This is a genomic window from Bosea sp. 124, assembly GCF_003046175.1.
In the GTDB taxonomy this organism is placed as follows: Bacteria; Pseudomonadota; Alphaproteobacteria; order Rhizobiales; family Beijerinckiaceae; genus Allobosea.
On sequence record NZ_PZZM01000001.1, the window covers coordinates 526798 to 548468 of the forward strand.

The 21671-nt window shown below is 69.0% G+C and carries 25 protein-coding genes; 16 read left to right on the forward strand and 9 right to left on the reverse strand.

Features of this window, described 5'->3' with window-relative positions; translation table 11 throughout:
* The first annotated feature begins 54 nt into the window (after positions 1-54).
* On the forward strand, positions 55-981 hold the full coding sequence (locus C8D03_RS02520) for a DUF937 domain-containing protein (protein ID WP_108044859.1): 927 nt from the start codon (positions 55-57) through the stop codon (positions 979-981).
* A gap of 103 nt (positions 982-1084) precedes the next feature.
* Here the strand turns inward: C8D03_RS02520 and C8D03_RS02525 are convergent, their stop codons facing one another.
* Positions 1085-1471, reverse strand: a complete 387-nt coding sequence (locus tag C8D03_RS02525) for a YjiS-like domain-containing protein (RefSeq protein ID WP_108044860.1) — start codon at positions 1469-1471, stop codon at positions 1085-1087.
* Positions 1472-1641: 170 nt separating this feature from the next.
* On the opposite strand from C8D03_RS02525, the gene C8D03_RS02530 reads away from it, so the two are divergent.
* Positions 1642-2523, forward strand: a complete 882-nt coding sequence (locus C8D03_RS02530) for a LysR substrate-binding domain-containing protein (protein WP_108044861.1) — start codon at positions 1642-1644, stop codon at positions 2521-2523.
* 30 nt (positions 2524-2553) lie between these two features.
* Here the strand turns inward: C8D03_RS02530 and C8D03_RS02535 are convergent, their stop codons facing one another.
* From C8D03_RS02535 to C8D03_RS02550, 4 genes are all read right to left on the reverse strand, one after another.
* The gene (locus C8D03_RS02535; protein ID WP_108051110.1) at positions 2554-2718 is read right to left on the reverse strand and encodes a Flp family type IVb pilin; all 165 of its coding nucleotides are present in this window, start codon (positions 2716-2718) and stop codon (positions 2554-2556) included.
* Between the two features lie 189 nt (positions 2719-2907).
* Positions 2908-4305 carry a glutamate--cysteine ligase gene (locus C8D03_RS02540; RefSeq protein WP_108044862.1) on the reverse strand — a complete coding sequence of 466 codons (1398 nt, stop codon included), beginning with the start codon at positions 4303-4305 and terminating at the stop codon, positions 2908-2910.
* Between the two features lie 173 nt (positions 4306-4478).
* Positions 4479-5648: a carboxylate-amine ligase gene (locus C8D03_RS02545; RefSeq protein ID WP_108051112.1), complete on the reverse strand. Its 1170-nt coding sequence runs from the start codon at positions 5646-5648 to the stop codon at positions 4479-4481.
* A gap of 185 nt (positions 5649-5833) precedes the next feature.
* Entirely contained in the window at positions 5834-6580 is a 747-nt protein-coding gene (locus C8D03_RS02550) for a 16S rRNA (uracil(1498)-N(3))-methyltransferase (protein ID WP_108044863.1), read from the reverse strand.
* Between the two features lie 252 nt (positions 6581-6832).
* On the opposite strand from C8D03_RS02550, the gene C8D03_RS02555 reads away from it, so the two are divergent.
* Complete coding sequence (locus C8D03_RS02555; protein ID WP_108044864.1) at positions 6833-7288, forward strand: hypothetical protein; 456 nt, start codon at positions 6833-6835, stop codon at positions 7286-7288.
* Between the two features lie 81 nt (positions 7289-7369).
* A complete protein-coding gene (ubiA, locus tag C8D03_RS02560; protein WP_108044865.1) occupies positions 7370-8323 on the forward strand; it encodes a 4-hydroxybenzoate octaprenyltransferase in 954 nt (317 codons plus the stop codon).
* On the opposite strand, the gene C8D03_RS02565 is transcribed toward ubiA, so the two are convergent.
* A complete protein-coding gene (locus C8D03_RS02565; protein WP_108044866.1) occupies positions 8320-8841 on the reverse strand; it encodes a DUF6101 family protein in 522 nt (173 codons plus the stop codon). The genes ubiA and C8D03_RS02565 overlap by 4 nt on opposite strands.
* 243 nt (positions 8842-9084) lie before the next feature.
* On the opposite strand from C8D03_RS02565, the gene C8D03_RS02570 reads away from it, so the two are divergent.
* The 5 genes from C8D03_RS02570 (at position 9085) to lpxK (ending at position 13354) form a co-directional block, all read left to right on the forward strand.
* Positions 9085-9906, forward strand: coding sequence for a 3'(2'),5'-bisphosphate nucleotidase CysQ (locus C8D03_RS02570; RefSeq protein WP_248308323.1), 822 nt, complete (start codon positions 9085-9087; stop codon positions 9904-9906).
* 127 nt (positions 9907-10033) lie between these two features.
* A complete protein-coding gene (locus C8D03_RS02575; protein ID WP_108044868.1) occupies positions 10034-10270 on the forward strand; it encodes a DUF4170 domain-containing protein in 237 nt (78 codons plus the stop codon).
* A gap of 17 nt (positions 10271-10287) precedes the next feature.
* Complete coding sequence (locus tag C8D03_RS02580) at positions 10288-11028, forward strand: lysophospholipid acyltransferase family protein (protein ID WP_108044869.1); 741 nt, start codon at positions 10288-10290, stop codon at positions 11026-11028.
* The gene (locus C8D03_RS02585) at positions 11028-12329 is read left to right on the forward strand and encodes a 3-deoxy-D-manno-octulosonic acid transferase (protein ID WP_108044870.1); all 1302 of its coding nucleotides are present in this window, start codon (positions 11028-11030) and stop codon (positions 12327-12329) included. The genes C8D03_RS02580 and C8D03_RS02585 overlap by 1 nt, the downstream gene beginning before the upstream one ends.
* The gene (gene lpxK / locus C8D03_RS02590; protein WP_108044871.1) at positions 12329-13354 is read left to right on the forward strand and encodes a tetraacyldisaccharide 4'-kinase; all 1026 of its coding nucleotides are present in this window, start codon (positions 12329-12331) and stop codon (positions 13352-13354) included. The genes C8D03_RS02585 and lpxK overlap by 1 nt, the downstream gene beginning before the upstream one ends.
* Here lpxK and C8D03_RS02595 read toward each other — a convergent pair.
* The gene (locus C8D03_RS02595) at positions 13325-13546 is read right to left on the reverse strand and encodes a DUF2093 domain-containing protein (protein ID WP_108044872.1); all 222 of its coding nucleotides are present in this window, start codon (positions 13544-13546) and stop codon (positions 13325-13327) included. The two genes, lpxK and C8D03_RS02595, sit on opposite strands and share 30 nt — an antisense overlap.
* 72 nt (positions 13547-13618) lie before the next feature.
* Between C8D03_RS02595 and C8D03_RS02600 the strand changes: the two genes are divergently transcribed.
* Complete coding sequence (locus C8D03_RS02600) at positions 13619-14464, forward strand: dienelactone hydrolase family protein (protein ID WP_248308324.1); 846 nt, start codon at positions 13619-13621, stop codon at positions 14462-14464.
* A gap of 32 nt (positions 14465-14496) precedes the next feature.
* Here C8D03_RS02600 and xseA read toward each other — a convergent pair whose 3' ends face one another.
* Complete coding sequence (gene xseA / locus C8D03_RS02605; protein ID WP_108044873.1) at positions 14497-16086, reverse strand: exodeoxyribonuclease VII large subunit; 1590 nt, start codon at positions 16084-16086, stop codon at positions 14497-14499.
* 229 nt (positions 16087-16315) lie between these two features.
* Between xseA and purD the strand changes: the two genes are divergently transcribed.
* The 6 genes from purD (at position 16316) to C8D03_RS02635 (ending at position 20938) form a co-directional block, all read left to right on the forward strand.
* Entirely contained in the window at positions 16316-17596 is a 1281-nt protein-coding gene (purD, locus tag C8D03_RS02610) for a phosphoribosylamine--glycine ligase (RefSeq protein WP_108051116.1), read from the forward strand.
* Positions 17597-17653: 57 nt separating this feature from the next.
* Positions 17654-17917 (forward strand): type II toxin-antitoxin system VapB family antitoxin, encoded by a 264-nt coding sequence (locus C8D03_RS02615; protein ID WP_108044874.1) that lies wholly within the window; start codon positions 17654-17656, stop codon positions 17915-17917.
* Complete coding sequence (locus C8D03_RS02620; protein WP_108044875.1) at positions 17914-18339, forward strand: type II toxin-antitoxin system VapC family toxin; 426 nt, start codon at positions 17914-17916, stop codon at positions 18337-18339. Before C8D03_RS02615 ends, C8D03_RS02620 begins: the two co-directional genes overlap by 4 nt.
* Positions 18336-19250, forward strand: a complete 915-nt coding sequence (locus tag C8D03_RS02625; protein WP_108044876.1) for an alpha/beta fold hydrolase — start codon at positions 18336-18338, stop codon at positions 19248-19250. The genes C8D03_RS02620 and C8D03_RS02625 overlap by 4 nt, the downstream gene beginning before the upstream one ends.
* Before the next feature lie 66 nt (positions 19251-19316).
* The gene (locus C8D03_RS02630; RefSeq protein WP_108044877.1) at positions 19317-20042 is read left to right on the forward strand and encodes a haloacid dehalogenase type II; all 726 of its coding nucleotides are present in this window, start codon (positions 19317-19319) and stop codon (positions 20040-20042) included.
* A 23-nt stretch (positions 20043-20065) separates the two neighbouring features.
* Complete coding sequence (locus tag C8D03_RS02635) at positions 20066-20938, forward strand: patatin-like phospholipase family protein (protein WP_108044878.1); 873 nt, start codon at positions 20066-20068, stop codon at positions 20936-20938.
* Here C8D03_RS02635 and C8D03_RS02640 read toward each other — a convergent pair.
* Positions 20898-21641, reverse strand: a complete 744-nt coding sequence (locus C8D03_RS02640; RefSeq protein WP_108051118.1) for an ArsR/SmtB family transcription factor — start codon at positions 21639-21641, stop codon at positions 20898-20900. The two genes, C8D03_RS02635 and C8D03_RS02640, sit on opposite strands and share 41 nt — an antisense overlap.
* Positions 21642-21671: the final 30 nt, after the last annotated feature.

Genomic DNA, 21671 nt, shown 5'->3' on the forward strand with positions numbered 1-21671 from the left:
TGCTATCGTCCGGGTTCAGGCGGCGGGAGACCGCGCAGCAGCCGGAGGCACGCCATGATGAACCTCTTCGAGATGATGCAGCAGGCCCAGAACGGCCAGGCGATGCAGAACCTCTCCCGGCAATATGGCCTCAGCCAGCAGCAGACGCAGGCCGCGATCGAGGCGCTGCTGCCCGCCTTCTCGATGGGCCTGCAGCGCCAGACGAACGACCCCTATGCCTTCGGTTCGCTCGCCCAGATGATGACGGCGCAGCCCTTCGGCCGGATCTTCGACGCCAATGGCGACGGCATCCCGGACAATGCCAGGGCCGCGGGCAATGACGTGCTCAGCCAACTCTTCGGCTCGAAGGAGGTCAGCAACGCGGTCGCCGCGCAGGCGGCGGCGACGAGCGGCGTGGGCCAGGCGGTGCTGAAGCAGATGCTGCCGGTGATCGCCTCGATGGTCATGGGCGGGCTGTTCAAATCGGCGAACAGCCAGGGCATGGGCGGCATCCTCGGCCAGTTCTCCGAGATGATGCGCGGCCAGATGCCGGGCATGCAGCCGGCCCCGCCGCCACAGCAGCAGGCGGCCCCAGCCAATCCGCTCGAGGCGATCCTCGGCGGCCTGTTCGGCAACGGCCAGGCGCCGACCGGCGGCCAGACACAGGGTGGCGGCCCCTTCGGCGGCGGCCAGATGCCGGGCGGGCAGATGGGCATGGACCAGATGGGCGGCATGCTCGGGCAGATCCTGACCGGGATGCTGGGCGGCGGGCAGCCGCCCCAGGCCGAGCCGCAACCGCGCGCGGCGCCCTCCCCGCGCCGTGCCCCGGAGCCCGAGCCGGAACCCGAGGAGGCACCGGCCTCGTCAGGGACGGGCCCGGGCTCGATCGGGCTCGATGCGCTGAACCAGATGTTCGAGCATGGCCGCAAGGTGCAAGACAGCCATCAGGACGCGCTGAAATCGATCTTCGACACGATGTTTGGCGGACAGAAGGGGCGCTGAGTCCGTTCGACAGGCATAAAAAAGGGCGGAAGCACGAAGCCTCCGCCCGCAGGAACGTGCAGCCCCAAGGGGTCAGGCGCTGCACGCAACCGAATTGGCAGCCTCAGGCCTGCAAGGCCAAAGGCTTGGTCGAGACCGGCCGGGCGGCGGCAGAGTTCTGCACCTTGGCGCCCGGCGCTGCCTTCACCGGCCGTTGAAGGCCGGCCTCGCGCCGCGTCGCCGCCACGCCCGACCGGGCGCTGGAACGCTCGGCCAGCACGACCGAAGGGTCGGACAGCCACGACACGGCGAGCGCACCGTCGAGATCGGAACGGACGAGGCCGATATCCTTCAGGCTGCGCTCGTCGAGCTCGCCGAGGCGCAGAACCTCTCGGCGGTGAATCAGCGCTTTCACGAGGGCCACGACCGGCGTGATCGTAAGGGCGGCAGCACGCGTTGCGCCGGCCGAAACGGACGAGAGCGACTTCGTTGCGAATGTCATGAGCAGCATGACGGCCTCCTGTGGATCAGAGCGACGGGCATCCCCCGAGCTTGCCTGGACGCGCCGCTGGCAAGAACCGGAAACTGACGTTTGGATAGCTTTGCTCTGGTCATAAGCCAAACGAATGCTTATGATGCTTCACAACACGGATATTGATGGACCGATTGCCGGGGGTTCCGATGGCTCATGTGCTCGACGCCGACCAGCTCAAGACCTTCGTGGCGATCGCCGACACAGGCTCCTTCACCCGCGCCGCCGAGATCGTCTTCAAGACGCAGTCGGCGGTTTCGATGCAGATGAAGCGGCTGGAGGAGCGCGTCGGCCGGCCGCTCTTCGGCCGCGACGGGCGCCATGCCAAGCTGACCGAGGATGGCGAGCGGCTGCTCGACTACGCCCGCCGCATCGTCAGGCTGAACCTCGAATGCGTCGCGAGCTTCACCGATGCCGATCTGAAGGGGCGCATCCGGCTCGGCGTGCCCGACGATTATGCCGACCGCTATCTGCCCGAGATCCTTGCCCGTTTCGCGCGCTCCAACCCGCGCGCCGAGGTCACCGTCGTCTGCGAGCCGACACCGATGCTGGCCGAGCGGATCGCCACCGGCGACATCGACCTCGCGATCATCACCCATGTCGAAAGCCGTGGCCAGGGCGAGATCATCCGCATCGAGCCGCTGCTCTGGGTGACCTCGGCGCGCCATGCCGTGCATGAGGAAGATCCGCTGCCGCTGGCACTCGGCCGGCCGACCTGCAACTGGCGGCAGGCGGCCGTCGATGCGCTGGAAACCAAGGGCCGGCGCTTCCGCGTGCTCTATGCGAGTTGGAATTCGACCGCCGTCGGCGCCGCCGTCGTCGCCGGGCTCGCAGTCTCGGTGCTGCCGGAAAGCGCGGTCAGGCCGGGAATGCGGATTCTCGGGCCCTCGGAGGGCTATGCGACGCTGCCATCCTGCAAGATCGGATTGCTGCGGACACGCTTCGATCCGTCGGTTTTGTCGAATGCGCTGGCCGAACACATCATCCAGAGCCTGGACAATCTGGCGAGCTTCAAGACCGCGGCGGAGTAGACCGGAGAGGCGCGTATCGGAGCCGCCGGATCAGCGGAGGCCTTCCATGACGCCCTCTGTCAGATCGCTGACCCTGACGCCGATCTGGGCCATGAACGTCATCGTCGCAATCGACATCAGCGCGGCGATGAAACCATACTCGATGGCTGTCGCGCCGCGCTCGTCGCGGACAAAACTCACAAAAAGGGCAGTCATCTGACGCATGGGCAGGACCATAGAGCGCAACTGCCGCCAAAACGTTAACGCGAAATCCGCAATCCTTCAAAAGCTGCGCATTTTTCGAGCGGGGCCGTCAGGCTCAGCAGCAGCGACCTTGTCCGGGCGCCACGCGCTGTTCTTGCCCTGAACCGAGCGCAGCGACGCTGAAGGCAGACAGCAATCTGCTTACAGGACCAACTCCGGGAACAGCGGGGCGATCTCGCCGCCCCAGGCGCCGCGATAGCGCTCTGCCAGGTTCTGGGAGACCGTGCGGTCGGCGGAGACGATCGCGTCGAGCGGATCGAGGAAGCCGGTTTCGTCCGCGCCCGCGCCGTTGCGACGGGCCCGGCGCACCAGGCCGGCACGCGACAGGGCCAGCACCTCGCGGGCGATCTCGCGCAGGCTGCGGCCGGCCACCATCGCGGACAGGCCTGCCTTCGGGACGGCATCGCGGAGCGCCTGGCGCTCCTCATCGCTCCAGCCCTTGACCAGATCCCAGGCGGCATCCAGCGCCGCCTGATCATAGAGCAGACCGACCCAGAAGGCCGGCAGCGCGTTCAGCATCTCGGGCGGGCCGGCATCGGCGCCGCGCATCTCGAGGAAACGCTTGAGCCGGACCTCGGGAAACAGCGTCGAGAGATGGTTGGCCCAGTCGGAGATCGTCGCCTTCTCACCCGGCAGTTGCGCCAGCTCTCCGGCGAGCAGGTCGCGGAAGGAGGCGCCGGCGACGTCGTGATAGGTGTCGCCGCGCTTGACGAAATACATCGGCACGTCGAGCGCCCAGTCGACATAGGCCTCGTAGGACATGCCCTCGTCGAAGGCGAAGGCGATCATGCCCGAGCGGGCCTTGTCGGTGTCGCGCCAGATCTCGGAGCGGGTCGACTGGAAGCCGTTGAGCCGGCCTTCCGTGAAGGGTGAGGTGGCGAAGAGCGCGGTGGCCAGCGGCTGCAGCGCGAGCGAGACCCGAAGCTTGCGGACCATGTCGGCCTCGGTCGCGAAATCGAGGTTCACCTGGACGGTGCAGGTGCGGAACATCATGTCGAGGCCGCGCGTGCCGACCTTCGGCATGTAGTTGGCCATGATCTTGTAGCGGCCCTTGGGCATCACCGGGGTCTGCGCCCGCGTCCAGAGCGGCGAATGGCCGAGCGAGACGAAGCCGATGCCGTGCGGCGCCGCAACCACCTTGACGTCGGCGAGATGCTCGGCGAGTTCGGCCGCCGTCTGGTGCAGCGTCTCGACGGGCGCACCCGAAAGTTCGAACTGGCCGCCGGGCTCGAGCGAGATCGCGCCGCCGCCCTCGGGGCCGGCGAGACCGATGATGTGACCGGCATCGACGATCGGCTCCCAGCCGAGCTTTGCCTGCATGCCCTCGAGAAGATGGCGGATGCCGCCGGCACCGGGGCGACCCTCGGCAGCTTGGCGCCCCTCATAGGGAACCGGCGAAAGATCGTCGCGATAGAACGGGAATTTCTCGTGCTCGGTGCCGATACGGAAAGCCGAGGACGGCTTCTCGCCAGCGGCGATCCAGGACATCAGTTCGTCCTTGGAACCGATCGGGGTCGAATCGGACACATCGCGAGCCATGGGCGCTCCGGCAGAACAACAAGGCGGCCAGGCTTCCGCCCGCGCGCTGCCGCGCAGGGGATCAGGCTCCAGGAGCGCCAGACATAGGCGAGCGGCGAACGCTCGACAACGACCTCCGCTGCGCGTTGGCGGACAATCGACGAACGGTCGACGCAGGGCGGGGCCGACCTGTCTCAGGCAGCGCCGCGCCGACGCGCCTCCTCCAGGTCCCAGCCGGGGCGGTCGAGCCTCGTCTCGGAGGCTATCCAGTCGACCACGGCGGAAAGACCCGCGGCCTGTCCGCCCTCGCGGGTGCGCGCCTCTTCATAGACCGCGAGCTGGACATCGGCACTGGTGCCTGCCCCGGCGATCTGGCGACAGGCGTCGAGTTCCGGCCGGCAGCCGAGCGCGGCTGCGTCCTCGGCGAGTTCTGCGACGAGATCGTCGAGCAGGCCGGGCACGCCGCGCATGCTGCGGCTCTCGGCATCGACCAGCCCGCCATGGATGCCGTAACGTTGGGCGCGCCAGAGATTTTCCGCCGCGATGGCGCGCGAGGCCGCCGTCAGATCCGCGTTCAGCGTCGGCCGGCGCAGCAGATGGCGGACAAGGCAGCGATAGAGGGCAGCGATCGCAAGCGTATCCTCCAGGCGGGTGCAACTGTCGGCTATGCGCAGTTCCAGCGTCGGGTGCTTGTCTGAAGGGCGGATCGCCCACCAGATGTAGCTGGCATCCCGGATGGCGCCGGCCGCGACCATGGTCTCGATATAGGCGCGGTAATCGTCCGGATCGGTGAAGAGCTCGGGCAGCCCGGTCCGTGGCAGTTCGCCATAGGCGGCGAGCCGATAGCCCATAAGCCCGGTGCGCCGGCCCTGCCAGAAGGGCGAGGAGGTCGAAAGCGCCAGCAACAGCGGCAGAAATGGCATGATCCGCGCCATCAGCCGAATGCGCTCGTCCTCGTCTTTCACCTCGACATGGACGTGCAGGCCGCAGAGCTGGTTGCGGCTGCCCAGCATCTGCAGGTCGCGCATCAGCGTGTCGTATCGGGAGGCGTCCGTCGCACGCTGGCGCGACCAGGCGGCACTGGGATGGGTGCCGCAGGCGAGCAGCAGCATGTCGTGTTCGAGGGCAAGACCGGCCAGCCCGGTCCGCAACGCCATGAGAGAACGGCGCGCCTGATCCATCGAGTCGCAGACCGGGGTCGCGACCTCGATCTGCGATTGCAGCATCTCGCGCTGGACCTCGTCGGGAAACTGCTTTTGCGCCACCTTGATGAAAGCCGGCGAGACCTTGCGGACGATGCCCCTGCTGCCGGCATCCGACAGAAAATACTCTTCCTCGATTCCGAAGCGGCAGGCTTCGTTCATGGCATCATCCTCATCCGGCAAGTCATTTGGGGCGGATCGCTTCAGACATGCGGGCAATGAATCGCCCGCGACCCGGCCGCGAGGCCGGTGCGCCAGACTGCCCCCGAATGAGTCGAGAATGCGGCCCCCGGCACGAGCGGGAAACGCCCGAGGCCGGGCGACGTTCCGTGCCTATCCTCCCGTGCCTATCCGCGCGGCCAGTCGCCGAGCACCGCCTGGACCAGCGCCAGCGCCGCGACCGCGGCGGTATCCGCCCGCAGGATGCGTGGACCGAGCGAGATCGCGAGCGTCGCGGGCCGGGCCAGGATGCGGCGGCGTTCGGCCTCGTCGAAGCCGCCCTCCGGGCCGATCAGCACCGCGAGCGGCCCGGGCTCGCGGCCGGAGAGCGCCGCGACCGGGCTTTCCTGCGCCATCGCCTCGTCGCAGAAGACCAGCAGCCGGCCGGGTTCGAGCGCATCTAGCGCCGCATCGAGCGCCTGCTCGGGGCGAATCTCGGGCAAGGTCAGAATCCCGCACTGCTCGGCCGCCTCGATCGCATTGGCACGCATCCGGTCGAGATTGAGCCGCGAGACCTGGGTGCGGCGCGTCAGCACGGGCTGGATGATTCCTGCCCCCATCTCGACCGCCTTCTGGGCGATATAGTCGAGGCGGGCATGCTTCAGCAGCGCGAAGAGATAATGCAGGTCGGGCGCCTGCGGCTGCGGACGCGTCTGGCTCAGCACGGTCAGGCTCGCCTGCTTGCGACCCTCGACCGTGATCGCGGCGAGCCATTCGCCGTCGCGCCCGTTGAAGACGAGGACCGTGTCGTCCTGCTTCAGGCGCAGCACGTTGAGCAGGTAGTTTGCCTGCTCGCGCTCCAGCGGCAGCCGGGTGCCCTCCGTAAGTCCAGGCTCCAGACACAGCCGGTAGCGGGCGAAATCGGGACTCGACATGGGCGGCAAGGCCTCCTGCGGGCGGCGGCGACTGGGCCGCGCGCCTGTTGACATCGCGACGGTGGCGGGCGCCCGGCGCGAAAACCGCCACAATCCCGGCCTATCGGCAAGCCCGGCCGGCAGGCAACGCATGGACTCGCAATGGTCCTTGGCGCTAACACGGCCTTGCTGGTAAGGAAATCGCGGAGGGGCGCAAGCGCCCGCGCAGGCAATTCGGAGCAGGACATAATGCGGCGAAGGATGGCTTCCGGAGTGATCGCGACGATGGGCCTCGCAGCGGCCGCGTTCCTCGACGCCGCTCCCGCCCAGGCGCAGGCCTCGGGCTGCGAGAAGATGCAGACGCTCCTGCAGGAGCGGCAGTCGCTCGTCGCCTCTCTGAACTCCGCGCAGAAATCCAAGCGCAAGCTGACCCCGCAGCAGGCCTGCAGCACGATGGGCCGGCTCGTCAGCAACGGCGCGACGACCGTGAAATTCGCCACCGACAATCAGGACTGGTGCCAGATTCCGCCGTCCTTCATCGAGGGCATGAAGGCGGACAACGAAAAGGCCGCCGGCATCCGCAACCAGGCCTGCAACGCGGTGAAGCAGCAGGCCGAGATGATGCGCAAGGCCCAGCAGCAGGCCCAGGGCGGCGGCAGCAGCAACCCGTTCAGCGGTGGCGATGCGATCACCGGCGGCGGCATGCGCGTTCCCCAGGGCGCGCTTTAAGCCCCTGTCGTGACAGCCACGCCCGCCCCTGTGCCTGCTTCACACGGACCGGGGCAGAATGCCCGCCTGCCCGACGCTCGCTTGCCCGACGCCCCCCAGCCTCACGCTCCCTTGCCCGACGCCCTGAACGACCATTGGGTCGACACGCGCGCGCCGCACCGGCTCCGGCCCTATCTCAAGCTCGCCCGGATCGAGCGGCCGATCGGGTGGCAGCTTCTGCTGCTGCCATGCTGGTGGTCGGCCGGGCTCGCGGCCATCTCGTCCGGACGCGCCTTTCCCGATCCGTGGCACTGCGTGCTGTTCCTGATCGGCGCGATCGTGATGCGCGGCGCCGGCTGCACCTTCAACGACATCATCGACCGCAAGCTCGATGCGCAGGTCGCGCGCACGCGCGGCCGGCCGCTGCCCTCCGGTCAGATCACGACGAAGGCCGCCGCCCTGTTCATGGTCGGGCTGTCATTCGTCGGCCTGCTGATTCTGCTGCAGTTCAACCGCTTCACGATCCTGGCCGGCATCGCCTCGCTCCTGATCGTTGCGGTCTATCCGTTCATGAAGCGGATCACCAACCTGCCGCAATTCGTGCTCGGCCTCGCCTTCTCATGGGGCGGGCTGCTCGGCTGGAGCGCGGTGTTCGGACGGCTCGATGCGCCGGCCTATCTGATCTATGCCGCCGCGGTGGTCTGGACGGTGGGCTACGACACGATCTATGCGATGCAGGACATCGAGGACGATGTCATCGCCGGCATCAAGTCGAGCGCGCGCTATTTCGGGGAGCATGGCCGCGAGGCGATCGCGCTGTGCTTTGCGCTCGCGGTGGCGCTGGCCGGGCTCGCGGCCTGGACGGCCGGCGCCGGGCCTGTTGCCTTCGCCGGTCTCGCTGCCTTTGCCGGGCATCTCGGCTGGCAGGTCTCGAGGCTCAAGGGCGCGACCTCGCCGGTCGCGCTCGCATTGTTCCGCTCGAACTGGCACGCCGGGCTTTTGCTGGCGGCCGGCTTCGCGCTCGACGCGCTCGGCCGGTACGCGCTTCAGACTTAGTCCGTCAGCCTCTCGCCGCCGACCACCACCGGGCGCTCGGCGAGCCGGCCTGTCTTGCGGCGCATCAGGAAGCGCGGGCGACGGCCGTTCAGGAAGCCGTGGCGGCGCCTGATCCGGATCGGGCCGAGCGCGAGCCGGCCGAATTGCGGGAAGGGCTCGGAAACCTCGCCATCGCTGGTCTCGAGCAGCAGCGGCAGGCCGCTGGCCCGGCCGCAATCGCGCCAGAGCGCCACTGCATCGTCCTGATCCACCGTCGCAACGGCAATCGAGCGGCCGTCGCCGGCCGTCAGCGCGAGCTGGAAGATCTGATCGTCGCCGGTCGCATTCGCCAGCCGCAAAGCGATACCACGCCAGCCGGCACCGCCGCGCAGGATGCGCACGGAGCCGATCCGCTCGATGCGGGGGGCATCCGGCTGCGCCGGCATCGGGTTTCGCGGAACGGTCGCGGGGTCGGTCGCGCCGCCGGGAGCGTTCGGCAAGAAACCGAACTCCCCGGCGGCCGGCGTGACTCTGGCCATCGGTTTAACGCCTCTCTCTAATCCCTGCCGCAACCGAGCCCTCTGTGAAGTCCGGGGCTCTCGTGCTTGCCGGCTGAGATTGCGTCGCAGGCCTCTCCGAGCACTTAAGCGGTTGGGTTAAAGGAGGGTGTTTTCGGTCTTCCAATGGCCCCAATGGCCTGTTTCATGCATGATGATTGACGGAATCTTTCGGTGCGCGGAGGCATTTTCGACTCCCGCGCTTGATATGGAACGAGCATGAGCATGCCCCCACTACCCATTGCCCCGGATCTGCTCAGAGCCGTGCGCGAAAGCTGCCTGGAGGCCGGCGAGATCGCGGTCGACCTGTTCCGGCCCGGCGCGAAGACCGCCGCCCGGACCTGGTCGAAGAGTGGCGGCTCTCCGGTCACCGAAGCCGATATCGGCGTCGACACCTTCCTGCGCATCCGCCTTTCGGCGCTGCTGCCGGAAGCGGCGTGGCTGTCGGAGGAAACCGTCGACGACGCGCTGCGGCTGTCGCGCCGCTTCGTCTGGGTCGTCGATCCGATCGACGGCACGCGTGCCTATATGAGCGGCTCTCCGGACTGGGCCGTGTGCGTCGCGCTGCTCGACGAGGGCGAGCCGATCCTCGGCGTGGTCCACGCTCCGGCTTGCGACGCGACCTACCAGACCCTGCGCGGCGGCGGTGCCCAGCGCAACGGCGCCGTCATCGCCGCCTCGCAGACCACGACCCTCGACGCCGCCCGCATCGCCGGCCCCAAGCCGATGCTCGATGCGCTGGCGCGGATCGAAACGTTCGAACCCGCCGACAAGATCCCCTCGCTCGCACTCAGGCTGGCGCGGATCGCCGACGGCACGATCGATGCCGGGCTGATCTCGGCGGATGCGCGCGACTGGGACCTCGCGGCGGCCGACCTGATCCTGCAGGAGGCGGGCGGGCGGCTCAGCGGCGGCAGCGGAGAGACGGTGGTCTACAACCGCGAGACGCCGGTCCACGGCATGCTGATCGCCAGTGGCGGCGGGCTGTCGGAGCCGCTGCTCGCGGCGATGCAACGCATGCGCGACGGACAGCCGCAGCGCATCTGACGGCTTTTTGCCCACATTGTCGGTAGGTTGCACGCGACTGCGCCGTTCGGCACTCGCACACGGCGCGCGGATGGCTTAACTGGTGCCGCGCGGTTCCCGAACCGGACCGCTCGTGCTGGAGGGATTCATGGCCGCGGAACCAGAACAGAAGCAGCTTCTCCACCTCGTCTTCGGCGGCGAGCTGAGTTCGCTCGAAGGCGTGACCTTCAAGGATCTCGCCAAGCTGGACGTGGTGGGCGTGTTCCCGAACTACGCGACCGCGCACACCGCCTGGAAGGCGAAGGCACAGGCGACCGTCGACCAGGCGCAGACACGCTATTTCATCGTGCATCTGCACCGCCTGCTCGATCCCGAGACAGTTTAGGCTCCGACGCAAACGTCATGGGCTTTTCGATCCTCAAGACGCGCGTGGCGCAGGAAGCGCTCGGCCGGCTGCTCGCCGGTTACTTGCGTCTCGTGCAGCGCACGAACCGTTTCGTGGTCGAACCGGCCGACATCTATGAGCGCGTCCGCCCCGAATTGCCGCTGATCATCGCGATGTGGCACGGCCAGCATATCATGATCCCGTTCTCGCGGCCGGACTGGATGCCGGCCTGCTCGCTGGTCTCGCGCCATGGCGATGGCGGCTTCAACGCGGTCGCCCTGCGCGAACTCGGCATCGGTGCGATCCGCGGCTCAGGCGCGCTCGGCAAGAAGATCCGCGAGAAGGGCGGCGCCAGCGCCTTCCTCGCCATGGTCAGGCGGCTCGCGGCGGGCGAGACCATGGTGCTGACCGCCGACATTCCCAAGCGCGCGCGCATCGCCGGGCCGGGCATCATCCAGCTCGCGCGGGCTTCGGGCCGGCCGGTGCATCCGATCGCGGTCGTGACCAGCCGGCGCATCGACTTCAAGAGCTGGGACCGGGCCTCGATCGGCCTGCCCTTCGGCCGCGGCGCGATCGTCGTCGGCGAGGCCATCCATGTCGCCCGCGAGGCGGACGAGGCGACCTGCGAGGCGGCGAGGCTCGCGCTCGAGGCCGGGCTCGACGCCGTCCATGCCCGCGCCTATGCGCTGGTCGGGGCGCAGGATCCCGGCGCCGGACTGCGGCAGGCGCACCTCGCCGCGACCGGCAGCGTGTCGTAATGGGCAAAGGCCCGATCCTGACCGGATACCGCGTGCTGACCGGCCTGCTCGAGCCCGTCGCGGCGGGGCTGCTGGTCTGGCGGCGGCGGCGCGGCAAGGAGGACCCGACCCGCCTCGCCGAGCGCCGCGGCTATCCCGGCGTCAGGCGGCCGAACCGCTCGCTGGTCTGGCTGCATGGCGCGAGTGTCGGCGAAACCGTGACGCTGCTGCCGCTGGTCGCGAGGCTGCAGAAGCGCGGCCTCACCGTGCTCGTCACCTCCGGCACCGTGACCTCGGCCAAACTGCTCGCGGCGCGGCTCCCCGCCGGCGTCATCCACCAGTATCTGCCGCTGGACGTGCCACGCTACATGCGGCGCTTCCTCGACTACTGGCGCCCCGATCTCGGACTGATCTGCGAATCCGAGATCTGGCCCAACCTGCTGATCGAAGCGCGCCGGCGCGACGTGCCGATGGTGCTGGTCAATGCCCGCATGTCGGAGCGCTCCTTCGCGCGCTGGTACAAGGCGCCGCGCACCTCGCGCTTCCTGTTGTCCTGCTTCGATTCCTGTCTCGCGCAGTCGCGCGGCGATGCGGAGCGGCTGGCACAGCTCGGTGCGCCGCGCGTCAGCGTCGCCGGCAATCTCAAATTCGACGTGCCGGCGCCGCCGGCCGATGCCGATACGCTGGCGATCCTCGACGGGCTCACCACCGGCCGGCCGGTCTGGATCGCCGCCAGCACGCATCCGGGCGAAGAAGAGCAGGTGATCGCCGCCCATCTCGGGATCAAGCCCTATTTGCCGAACCTGCTGACGATCATCGCCCCGCGCCATCCACAGCGCGGCGTCGAGATCGAGGCGCTGGCGCAGGCCAACGACATCGCCGTCGCGCGGCGGGCCGCCGGCGAGATGCCGGAACGCGATGTCGAACTCTACATCGCCGATACGGTCGGCGAACTCGGACTGCTCTACCGGCTCTCGCAGGTGGCCTATCTCGGCGGCTCGCTCGTACCGGCGATCGGCGGCCACAATCCGATCGAGCCCGCCAAGCTCGGCTGCGCGCTGCTGCACGGGCCCTTCGTGCACAACAACGCCGACATCTTCGCCGCCTTCGACCAGGACGGCGGCGCGCGCCAGGTCGCCGATGCGCAGGGGCTGGCGGGCGCCGTGCATCGCTGGCTGAGCGACCCGGCGAGCGCGCGGCAGGCCGCACGTGCGGCGGCGCAGACCAGCGCCCAGCTCGGCGGCGCCCTGGGCCGGACCATGCAGGCTCTGGAACCTCTCCTGATGCGCGTGGCGCTCGGCCAGCGCGACGCCGCATCCTGATGCGCGCGCCGGGCTTCTGGTGGCGGCCGCCCGGCGTGCTCGCCCGGCTCCTGTCCCCCCTCGGCCAGCTCTATGGCGCGATCACGCTGCGGCGGATGCGTCGCCACGGCGTCGATGTCGGCGTCCCGGTGATCTGCGTCGGCAATTTCGTCGCGGGCGGCGCCGGCAAGACGCCGACCGCGATCGCGCTGGCGGCACTGCTGACACGACGGGGCGAAACGCCCTTCGTACTGATGCGCGGCTATGGCGGGGCGCTGGCCGGCCCTGTCGAGGTCCACGCCTCGCATCACGCGGCGCGTGCCGTCGGCGACGAGCCGCTGCTGATGGCCCAGCACGCGCGCACCGTGGTGGCGCGCGACCGGGCGGCGGGCGCCTCCCTGGCACGGGCGCTCGGCGCAAGCGTGATCGTGATGGATGACGGATTGCAGAATCCGGCCCTTGCCAAGCGGCTGCGGCTCGCCGTCGTCGATGGCGCAACCGGGGTCGGGAACGGCCACTGCCTGCCGGCCGGACCGCTGCGAGCCCCGCTGGCCGGGCAATTGGGGGAGACCGACGCGGTGCTCGTCATCGGTGCGGGCGCGGCCGGAGCAGCCGTCGCGGCGGCAGCCGAGGCGCGCGGGATCGCGGTGATGCAGGCACGGCTGGAGCCCGCGCCCCAGGCCGTCGCGCGGCTTCGGGGACAGGCGGTCCTGGCGGTCTCGGGGATCGGCCGGCCGGCCAAGTTCGCCGCCACCTTGCGGGAAGCCGGGGCACGGATCATCGCGGAACGAGCCTTCGGCGACCACCATGCCTATTCGGCGGCGGAGGTTGCGGCGCTCGTCGCGGAGGCAAGCGCGCTGGATTGCCTGGTCGCCACGACGGAGAAGGACATGGTGAAGCTCGGGCCGCTCTGGCCCGATGCGGAGCGCGGCCGCCTGCTGCCCGTGCCGGTCACGCTCCTCTTCACGCAGCCGGAGCGGATCGCGGCAACGATCGCCGCCGCCCTGACGGCGCGTTCAGGCGCGGCTGGCCCGGCGCAGCCTTAGCTGCACGGCCTCGGGCGAGGCATAGGCCTCCTGCCAGTCGACCGACCAATAGCGCAGGTCCTCGATCCGGATCGGCGCCCCGGTCACGGCGCAGCGCACGAAGGCGCCGGGCCGCACGACGCGGAATTCGCCATGGCCATAATCGAGGGCGGCTTCGGGGCCGGGCATCGGGAGGCGTTCGCTGATGTTCATGACGATTTGTCTAAAATGTTGATCGAAGAGCGATTGTCGAGATAATCCAACTTCGTGATAGCGTTCCCGTCGATGATGTCCAGCCTCGTGCGCCTCGCCGCAGCCCTGATCGGGCTTGCGCTCGTGACGACCGCTGCCCTCGCAGGCGGCTACGAGCGCGTGCGCGTTCCCAGCTACGATACCGACCTCGATGCCGTTCTCTATCTGCCGCAGGGGCCGGGGCCGTTTCCCGCGGTCGTCGCACTGCATGGTTGCGGCGGCCTGTGGCGCGACAGCGGCAAGCTCTCGATGCGGCATTCGGACTGGGGCGAGCGCCTGGCGCAGGAGGGCTTCGCGGTGCTGATGCCCGACAGCTACGGCTCCCGCAAACTCGGCTCGCAATGCGGGGTCAAGGAACTGACCGTGCGCGCGAGCCGGGAACGTGTCGCCGATGCCGCCGCGGCGCGCTACTGGCTGCAGTCGCGCAGCGATATCCGGCCGGACAAGGTTGCCCTGCTCGGCTGGTCCGGCGGTGGCTCGACGGTTCTCGCCGCCATCCGCAAGGATCGCCGGCCCGCCGATGAAAGGCCCGATTTCGCCCGGGGCATCGCCTTCTATCCGGGATGCCGGTTGCAACTGGAGTCGAGCAGCTTCGCCGCGCGGCTGCCCCTCCTGATCCTGATGGGCGATGCCGACGACTGGACCCCAGCCGCACCCTGCGACTATCTCGCCAAGGCCGCGCAGGCGCGTGGCGAGACCGTCGATCTGGTCGTCTATCACGGCGCCCTGCACGATTTCGACCACCCGCGGCTCGAGGTGAAGGAGCGCAGCGACATCGCCTATTCCGCGACGGGCACCGGCAAGGCGACGGTCGGAACCAATCCCGCCGCGCGCGAAGACGCGATCAGGCGGGTGAAGGCATTTCTCAAGGGGCTTTGAGGTTTTTCAAGGTGCTTTGAGCCGGTCCGGTCTCAGAACAGATCGCCCTGCCTTGCCGTCGGGTTCTCCCGCCGCAACGGCCGCGCGGGGCGCGGTGGCGTCTCGCCGCCTCCCGCCACCAGAACGCCGAAGCGTCCGTCGCTGACCTGCACGCTCAGGGCCTGTCCCGGCCGCGCCTGCCCCGTACCACGCACCAGCGCGCCGGCCTCATCACGCACCAGCGCATAGCCGCGCGCCAGAACGGCGTCCGGACCGAGCGACGCCAGCAGCGATGACCGCGCGTCCAGCGATGCTCGCCCGCGCGCGACCTGCTGCGCGAAAGCACGCAGCGCCTTGGCGATCAACTGCTCCGGCTTGTCCGCCCGCGCCGACAGCGCGCTCGCGAACAGCCGCCTGCTGCGTTCACCCAATTCGTCGAGCCTGCGCCGCGCTTCGGCGATCCGCCTGCGCTCGGCCGCGAGGGCGGCCATGCGTGCCTGCGCCAGCACGCGCCCATAGCCAGCGATTTCCGCCTTGAGCCGCGCGAGTCGACTGCGCGGCGATTGATCGATGAGCCTGCGAGCAGCCACCCCCAATTGCTGCTCATGGGCACGGGCGTTGCGGGCCAGCGCCGGCGCCAGCCGCGTCGCGGCGAGATCGAGCCGCTGGCGCGGAGCGGAGAGCACCGCCTCGGGCCCCGGCAGGGCACGGGCGAGCGCGCGCAGATCGCTGCGGCGACGGTCGGACAGGCGGCGCATCGCGCCCGCCTGGCGGCGCGAGAGGTCGGCCAGCGTCGCCATCAGTTCGGCCCGCACGGGCACGACCTTCTCGGCTGCGCCGGTCGGCGTCGGCGCACGCAGATCGGCGGCGTGGTCGATCAGTGTCACGTCGGTTTCGTGGCCCACCGCCGAGACCAGCGGAATCAGCGAAGCCGCGGCGGCACGCACCACGACCTCCTCGTTGAAGCCCATCAGGTCTTCGAGCGAACCGCCACCGCGCGCCACGATGATGACGTCGGGGCGCGGGATGCGCCCGCCCTCGGGCAAGGCATTGAAACCGGCGATGGCGGCGGCGACCTCGGCCGCGCTGGTCTCGCCCTGCACCCTGACCGGCCAGACCAGGACATGACGAGGGAAACGATCCTCCAGCCGGTGCAGGATGTCGCGGATGACGGCGCCCGTCGGCGAGGTGACGACGCCGATCACCCGCGGCAGGTAGGGGATGAGCTGCTTGCGCTCGGGCGCGAAGAGGCCCTCGGCCCCGAGCCGCCTGCGACGCTCCTCAAGCAGCGCCATCAGCGCGCCGATGCCGGCGGGCTCGAGCGAATCGATGATGATCTGGTAGCTCGACTTGCCGGCGAAGGTGGTGATCTTGCCGGTGGCGATGACCTCCAGCCCTTCCTGGGGCCTAGTCTTCAGCCGTCCGAAGACGCCCTTCCAGATCACTGCGTCGATCTTGGCGTTGGCGTCCTTCAGCGAGAAATAGACATGGCCGGAACCGACCGGCCCGCGATAGCCCGAGATTTCGCCGCGCACGCGCACGAAGCCGAAGGCATCCTCCAGCGTGCGCTTGAGCGCGCCCGAGAGGTCGGAGACCGACCATTCCGGGGCATTGCCGACGGGCTTATCCGATTCGCTGTCCATGAAGGGACCATAGCGACGTGGCCGGACGAGCAGAAGCGTTGCTCCGCTCGCGCTCGACCGCTATTGCCGCCTTCTGATCCCAGTTCCGGAACCTGTGCGGGTCATCCCGGACGGAGCGAAGCGGAGATCCGGGATCCATGCCGGAACCGTTCCGGAATGGATCCCGGGTTTCCCTCCGGTCGCCCGGGATGACAAAGGTGGACGGATGTCCGCACGCAAGGAGACGACGATGAACATCCTTCTGATCGGCTCGGGCGGTCGCGAACATGCCCTCGCCTGGGCGATCTCCCGCTCGCCGCTCTGCAAGCGCCTCTATGTCGCGCCGGGCAATCCTGGAACCGCGCAGTGCGGCGAGAACGTCGTGCTCGACATCGCCGATCACGGCGCGGTCGCGTCCTTCTGCACGCTGCAGGGCATCAGCCTCGTCGTGGTCGGGCCGGAGGGTCCGCTCGTCGACGGCATTGTCGACGATCTCACGTCCGCCGGCATCAAGGTCTTCGGCCCGTCGAAGGCCGCCGCCCAGCTCGAAGGCTCCAAGGCCTTCACCAAGGAACTCTGCGCCGAATTCGGCATCCCGACCGCCGGCTTCGGCCGCTTCCGGGACGCCGCAGCCGCCAAGGCCTATGTCGCCAGCCAGGGTGCCCCGATCGTGATCAAGGCCGACGGGCTCGCCGCCGGTAAGGGCGTGGTCATGGCCGAGACCTTGGCCGAGGCGAACGAGGCCATCGACATGATGTTCGCGGGCGGGCTCGGCTCGGCCGGCGCCGAGGTCGTGATCGAGGAGTGGATGATCGGCGAGGAAGCGAGCTTCTTCGCGCTCTGCGACGGCGCGCATGCGCTGGCGCTCGCCTCGGCGCAGGACCACAAGCGCGTCGGCGACGGCGATACCGGCCCCAATACCGGCGGCATGGGCGCCTATTCGCCGGCCCCCGTGATGACGCCCGCGATGGAGGCGCGCGTCATGGACGAGATCGTGCGGCCGACGCTGGCCGGCATGGCCCAGCGCGGGACGCCGTTCACCGGCGTGCTCTTCGCCGGACTGATGATCACGGCGCAGGGGCCGAAGCTGATCGAGTACAATGTCCGCTTCGGCGATCCCGAATGCGAGGTGCTGATGCCGCGGTTGACGAGCGACATCGTGCCGGCGCTGCTCGCGGCCTGCGACGGCAGGCTCTGGTCCGCCGAGCTGCACTGGTCGGACGAGGCGGCGCTGACCGTGGTGCTGGCGGCACGCGGCTACCCGGCCAAGCCGGAAACCGGCAGCGTCATCCGCGGCATCGACAAGGCGGCGGCGCTCGACGGCGTGCTCGTCTTCCATGCCGGCACGAAGCAGAATGCGACCGGCATCGTCGCCAGCGGCGGGCGCGTGCTCAACATGGTCGGGCTCGGCAAGACGGTGGTGCAGGCGCAGGCGCGGGCCTATGCGGCGGTCGATGCGATCGACTGGCCGGAGGGCTTCTGCCGCCGCGACATCGGCTGGCAGGCAGTGAAGCGCGAGCGCGAAGGCTGACAAGCCGGCGCCTCGCGTATATATGGATGCGAGATCGATATATACGGGAGGCGTTCCATGGTGTTGATGATCAAGAACGCCCGCGCCGATCGTGCGGTGCGCGAGCTTGCCCGCCGTACGGGCGAGACGATCGCCGAGGCCGTCACGATTGCGGCCGAAGAGCGATTGGCAAAGCTACCGGCTGCCGAAGAGCGCCGCTCCGGTTCGGTCGACAGGGTCCGGCTTGAAGCGATCCTGGCCAAATTCCGCGCCAATCATGTCGACGACCCGCGAACTGACGACGAGATCATCGGCTACGATGAGAACGGCCTGCCTTCGTGACGCAAGGCCCCCTCGTCGTCGATAGCTCCGCCATCGTCGCGATCTTGACGGAGGAGGCCGAGGCCTCGGCCTTCTCCGACCTGCTCGATGCGAGGCCCGTCAGCTACTGCTCTGGCGTTACCTTCGTCGAGACTTTCATGGTCCTGACATCGCGCATCGCGAGTATTGGCGTCGCAGATCTGGCAGGAGCGCTGCAGACTCTGGCGATCGAACAACAACCGGTCGATCCAGAACAATCAGCCCTGGCTTCCGAAGCCTTCCTCCGCTTCGGCAAGGGCCGTCACCCGGCCAAGCTCAATCTGGGCGATTGCTTCTCCTACGCTCTTGCCAAATCCCTGAACGCACCCTTGCTCTACAAGGGCAGCGATTTCAGCCAGACCGACATCGTCTCCGCCTTCGCTATCGGAGTTCCGCGTCCATGAGCAATCTCGACAGCCTGTTCCCCGGCTTCAAGGCCCATTGGATCGACGGTCCCGTCGGCAAGATCTTCGCGCGGGTCGGCGGCGAGGGGCCGCCCGTCGTGATGATCCACGGCTTCCCGCAGACCCATGCCGAATGGCACAGGATCGCCGGTGAACTGGCGAAGACGCGTACCGTCGTCTGCCCGGATTTGCGCGGCTATGGCTGGTCGGCGGCACCGCATGGCGATGGCGGCACGCAGACCTACAGCAAGCGTGGCATGGGCGAGGACATCGTCGCAGTGATGCAGGCGCTCGGGCATCTGCGCTTTGCCGTGGTCGGGCATGATCGCGGCGCGCGCGTCGCCTATCGGCTGGCGCTCGACCACCCCGGCCGCGTCGAGCGGCTGGCGCTGCTCGACATCCTGCCGACCGTCTCGATGTGGGAAGGCATGAGCGCGGCGCGCGCCATGCAGGTCTATCACTGGACCTTCCTGGCCCAGCCCGAGCCCGTGCCGGAGAACCTGATCAAGGCCGATCCGCTGGGCTGGCTCGACCACACCATCGCGAGCTGGACGCGGGCGAAATCGCTCGACCTGTTCGAGCCGCTGGCACTGAAGGCCTACGGCGAATCCTTCAACGACCCGGCCCGCATCCACGCCGCCTGCGAGGATTATCGCGCGGGGGCGACCACCGATGCCGCGCATGACCAGGCCGATCTTGCGGCCGGAAAGCACATCCTCTGCCCGACCCTGATCCTCTGGGGCGTGGCCGGCATCCCGGCCAAGGGCGCGAGCCCGCTGCAGGTCTGGCGAGAGACCTTCGCGCCACAGGCCGAGGGCCGGGCGATCGACAGCGGCCATTTCCTGCCGGAGGAGAATCCGGCGGCGACGCTGGCGGCCCTGCTTCCGTTTTTGTCCAAGACGGTCGCCTGACCGGCTTGCGAACATCCCGGCGGTAGGCTTCGCGCCAGCCCTGACCGAAGCGACCCGGAGCATCCGATGAAGCTGACCGATTTCAACACCCTGACCTTCGACTGCTATGGCACGCTGATCGACTGGGAGAGCGGCATGGTCGCCGCGCTCGCGCCGCTCGTCGCGAAGGTCAGCAGGCCGCGGAGCCGCAATGCGGTGCTGGAGGCCCATGCCCGGCATGAATCGGGCCAGCAGCGCCATACGCCGACGAAGCGCTACAGCGAGCTGCTCGCGATCGTCTACAAGCGCCTGGCCGAGGAATGGGGCGTGCCGGCGGCCTGGGAGGAATGCCAGGCCTATGGCCGCTCGGTCGGCGACTGGCCGGCCTTTCCAGACACCGCCGCCGCGCTGCAGGTGCTGAAGCGGCACTACAAGCTCGTGATCCTGTCCAATGTCGACAACGAGTCGTTTTCGCTCAGCAACCGCCGTCTCGGCGTGACCTTCGACGCGATCTGCACCGCCGAGGACATCGGCAGCTACAAGCCGGCGGCGGCGAATTTCGACTACATGCTGGAGGCGCTCTCCGCGCAAGGCATCGGCAAGGGCGACATCCTCCACACCGCCGAGAGCATGTTCCACGACCACAAGCCCGCGAACGCGGCCGGGCTCGCCTCCTGCTGGATCTACCGGCGCCACGGCGACGAGGGCTTCGGCGCGACGATGAATCCGGGCGACATGCCGCATTACGATTTCCGCTTCGACAGCCTCGGCGAGATGGCGCAAGCCGTTATGAAGGAGCGCGGCGAATCCTGAATGCGGCGGGGCGGAACAGCACGATGGCGCAGGCGAGCAGAAACTCCGTCGTCCGCCCGGCTGCGATCGAGCCGGAGCTCGTCCTCGTTCTGGGCGCAGGCGGGGCGCGTGGCCTGAGCCATATCGCGGTGCTGGAGGCGCTCGACGAGCTCGGTGTCAGGCCAAGCGTGATCGCCGGCTGCTCGATGGGCGCGATCATCGGGGCGGCCTATGCGGCCGGTCTTTCGGGCCGCGACCTGCACGACCACGTCATCCGGAGCTTTCGCGACCGGGCGCGGGTGATCGCGCGGCTGCTCGACGCGCGCGTCGGCAAGTTCACCGACCTGATGCGCGGGCTCGGCAATCCGGTGCTGATCGACGGAGAGCGCCTGCTCGACCTGTTCTGGCCCGACGCGGTGCCGGATCGGTTCGACGGGTTGGGAATTCTGTTCATAGCGACGGCGACCGATTATCACCTCCATGCCGAGGTCTCGCTGAACCAGGGACCGCTGACGCCGGCGGTCGCCGCCTCGCTCGCGATTCCGGGGCTGGTCCGGCCGGTCGTGATCGAGGGTCGCGTGCTGATCGATGGCGGTGCGATCAATCCCCTGCCCTATGACCGGCTGATGGGCCCCGGCCGCATCGTCATGGCGGTCGATACCAGCGCGCCCGCGACGATCAGCGAAACGCGCGTGCCCGGGCCGCTCGAGGCGATGGTCGGGGTCAGCCAGATCCTGACCCGGACCATCGTCCAGCGCATGATCGAGCGGCAGCCGCCGGACATCCTGATCCGCGCCGGGATGGACGGCATCGGCGGGCTCGACTTCTTCAAGGCGAAGGCAATCCTCGACGCCGCGCAGCCCGTCAAGGACGAGGTCAAGCGAAAGCTGGCGCAGGCGCTCGACCGGCGGAACTGACGAGCTCCGGCTCGTCGCAGCGGAAGCCCGGCAGCGCATCGGCGAGAACGGCCTCGCCAACGTCCGTCAGCGTCACCGCGCGGCTGTCCTTGCGACGCAGGACCCAGCCCATGTCGAAGCAGCGGCAGGCCAGTGCGGCGGCGAGATGGCCCGCCAGATGCGGTCGGCGCTCGCTCCAGTCGAGGCAGGGTCGCAGGGCGGCGCGCCGGCCGCCCGGCCGCGACGAGACGATGCCGAGCGTCGCAAATACCGCTTCTCCCGAGCCCGTCAGTCCATAGCCGCCCTCGGCGACGCGGAGATGCCCACCCGCAACCATCGCATCATGGATGCCGATGCCGAGCCGGCCGGCGAAATGGTCGTAGCAGGTGCGCGCCCGGCTCAGCTCCGCACCGACGCGCGAGGGGAGGCGGCGGCGCGTGCCCTCCGTGCCGGCAAGCACCATCAACCCCTCCAGCGCCTGCGCGACCTCGGACCCGGCCAGCCGGTAATAGCGATGGCGCCCCTGCACCGCGACGGCCAGCAGGCCGCCATCCATCAGCTTGGCGAGATGTCCGCTCGCCGTCTGCGGCGCCACGCCGGCGAGCCAGGCCAGTTCCTTGGCCGTCAGGGCGCGGCCGTCCATCAGCGCATGCAGCATGTTGGCACGGGCCGGGTCTCCCATCAGATGGGCGATTTCGGCGAGATAGGGGCCGTTCGTGCTCATCGTCATCTGCTCCCAGCGTCATCTTGCGCG

Bases quoted from the DNA above. Each gene is read 5' to 3' on its own strand.
- C8D03_RS02520 (WP_108044859.1), top strand. From the start codon at position 55: ATGATGAACCTCTTCGAGATGATGCAGCAGGCCCAGAACGGCCAGGCG.
- C8D03_RS02525 (WP_108044860.1), bottom strand. From the start codon at position 1,471: ATGCTGCTCATGACATTCGCAACGAAGTCGCTCTCGTCCGTTTCGGCC.
- C8D03_RS02530 (WP_108044861.1), top strand. From the start codon at position 1,642: ATGGCTCATGTGCTCGACGCCGACCAGCTCAAGACCTTCGTGGCGATC.
- C8D03_RS02535 (WP_108051110.1), bottom strand. From the start codon at position 2,718: ATGACTGCCCTTTTTGTGAGTTTTGTCCGCGACGAGCGCGGCGCGACA.
- C8D03_RS02540 (WP_108044862.1), bottom strand. From the start codon at position 4,305: ATGGCTCGCGATGTGTCCGATTCGACCCCGATCGGTTCCAAGGACGAA.
- C8D03_RS02545 (WP_108051112.1), bottom strand. From the start codon at position 5,648: ATGAACGAAGCCTGCCGCTTCGGAATCGAGGAAGAGTATTTTCTGTCG.
- C8D03_RS02550 (WP_108044863.1), bottom strand. From the start codon at position 6,580: ATGTCGAGTCCCGATTTCGCCCGCTACCGGCTGTGTCTGGAGCCTGGA.
- C8D03_RS02565 (WP_108044866.1), bottom strand. From the start codon at position 8,841: ATGGCCAGAGTCACGCCGGCCGCCGGGGAGTTCGGTTTCTTGCCGAAC.
- C8D03_RS02570 (WP_248308323.1), top strand. From the start codon at position 9,085: ATGCCCCCACTACCCATTGCCCCGGATCTGCTCAGAGCCGTGCGCGAA.
- C8D03_RS02575 (WP_108044868.1), top strand. From the start codon at position 10,034: ATGGCCGCGGAACCAGAACAGAAGCAGCTTCTCCACCTCGTCTTCGGC.
- C8D03_RS02580 (WP_108044869.1), top strand. From the start codon at position 10,288: ATGGGCTTTTCGATCCTCAAGACGCGCGTGGCGCAGGAAGCGCTCGGC.
- C8D03_RS02585 (WP_108044870.1), top strand. From the start codon at position 11,028: ATGGGCAAAGGCCCGATCCTGACCGGATACCGCGTGCTGACCGGCCTG.
- lpxK (WP_108044871.1), top strand. From the start codon at position 12,329: ATGCGCGCGCCGGGCTTCTGGTGGCGGCCGCCCGGCGTGCTCGCCCGG.
- C8D03_RS02595 (WP_108044872.1), bottom strand. From the start codon at position 13,546: ATGAACATCAGCGAACGCCTCCCGATGCCCGGCCCCGAAGCCGCCCTC.
- C8D03_RS02600 (WP_248308324.1), top strand. From the start codon at position 13,619: ATGATGTCCAGCCTCGTGCGCCTCGCCGCAGCCCTGATCGGGCTTGCG.
- xseA (WP_108044873.1), bottom strand. From the start codon at position 16,086: ATGGACAGCGAATCGGATAAGCCCGTCGGCAATGCCCCGGAATGGTCG.
- purD (WP_108051116.1), top strand. From the start codon at position 16,316: ATGAACATCCTTCTGATCGGCTCGGGCGGTCGCGAACATGCCCTCGCC.
- C8D03_RS02615 (WP_108044874.1), top strand. From the start codon at position 17,654: ATGGTGTTGATGATCAAGAACGCCCGCGCCGATCGTGCGGTGCGCGAG.
- C8D03_RS02625 (WP_108044876.1), top strand. From the start codon at position 18,336: ATGAGCAATCTCGACAGCCTGTTCCCCGGCTTCAAGGCCCATTGGATC.
- C8D03_RS02630 (WP_108044877.1), top strand. From the start codon at position 19,317: ATGAAGCTGACCGATTTCAACACCCTGACCTTCGACTGCTATGGCACG.
- C8D03_RS02635 (WP_108044878.1), top strand. From the start codon at position 20,066: ATGGCGCAGGCGAGCAGAAACTCCGTCGTCCGCCCGGCTGCGATCGAG.
- C8D03_RS02640 (WP_108051118.1), bottom strand. From the start codon at position 21,641: ATGAGCACGAACGGCCCCTATCTCGCCGAAATCGCCCATCTGATGGGA.